Annotated in this window: 2 protein-coding genes; both read right to left on the reverse strand. The window is 63.8% G+C overall.

Going from position 1 to position 996, the window contains the following annotated elements; all coding sequences use genetic code 11:
- Positions 1–53: 53 nt before the first annotated feature.
- Complete coding sequence (locus EOA33_RS36770; protein ID WP_127407798.1) at positions 54–257, reverse strand: hypothetical protein; 204 nt, start codon at positions 255–257, stop codon at positions 54–56.
- Positions 250–996 (reverse strand): EamA family transporter (locus EOA33_RS36775; RefSeq protein WP_127407799.1); only part of this gene is annotated, 747 nt, incomplete at its 5' end. The genes EOA33_RS36770 and EOA33_RS36775, both read right to left, overlap by 8 nt.

Below are 996 nucleotides of genomic sequence, written 5' to 3' on the forward strand. Positions count from 1 at the left end.
CTCAATACGAGCTGATATTTTCATGGCCTCGGGATTCGCGCAATTTAGAAAATCTAATACTTCGAGACGACAGACTTGGACGGGTCGGGATCGGCCAAAATTTCGAGAATACGCTTCCAACGGGCACAACGACCGAAATCTTTCTGCTCAATAGCCTTTTCCGCCTTCATCGCGGCGTAAAGCGGCGCCTCGGCGCCGAATTCCTTTACCAGCCAATGCGCTTCCTGTCTGGCGCGGCGTTCGTCCTCGTCAAGCATTGTTCCCGGCCTCCGGACCTTCGATGCCCACCGCAATGCAACTGCCAATGACGAGGACGGCCCCGGCAACGGCCGTCGTCGTCAGCGTCTCGCCCGAAAGCGCCAAAAGCAACGTCGAGGCGATCGGCGTGAGATAGGCGGCAACCGCAACCTTGCCGCCTCGGTCGAGCTTCAGCGCCCGCGACCAGAAATAATAGCCGAGCCCCATCGGGCCGGCACCGAGATAGAGCCCGGCAACGACATAGACCCCAACCGGCCAGGCGACGCCGTCGCGCAGGCACCAGGCGAAGGTCAGGGCCACGCCGGCAAGCGCGGACGGCAGCAGGAACCGGTCCGGCGGCGTGGCCAGGCGGCCGACGGCGATCGAATAGAAGGCCATGCACAGCGCCGAGCCGAAGGCTGCGAGATAGCCGGCGGGATTGCCCTGGAACCATGATTGCTCGCGCCCGCCCGAGATGACCAGCGCCACGCCGAGAAAGCCGAGCGCGGCGGTGATGCCGAGCAACACGGGGCGGCGCGGGCTGTCCAGCACGATGATAGCGGCCGCCACCATCAGCGGCCAGGTATAGGCGACGAGGTTGGCCTCGATCACCGGCATCGCGGCAAAGGCGATGTATTGCAGGACCATGGTGCCGACGAGGCCGATAAAGCCGACGGCAAAGGCGGCGAGGTTGGTTGTCTCCCCCTTCTCCCCTTGTGGGAGAAGGTGTCGCCGAAGGCGACGGATGAGGGGTGTTCC

This window comes from Mesorhizobium sp. M4A.F.Ca.ET.050.02.1.1 (genome assembly GCF_003997725.1).
In the GTDB taxonomy this organism is placed as follows: domain Bacteria; phylum Pseudomonadota; class Alphaproteobacteria; order Rhizobiales; family Rhizobiaceae; genus Mesorhizobium.

Excerpts from the sequence above, each read along its gene's own strand:
- EOA33_RS36770 (WP_127407798.1), bottom strand. The coding sequence starts at position 257 with ATGCTTGACGAGGACGAACGCCGCGCCAGACAGGAAGCGCATTGGCTG.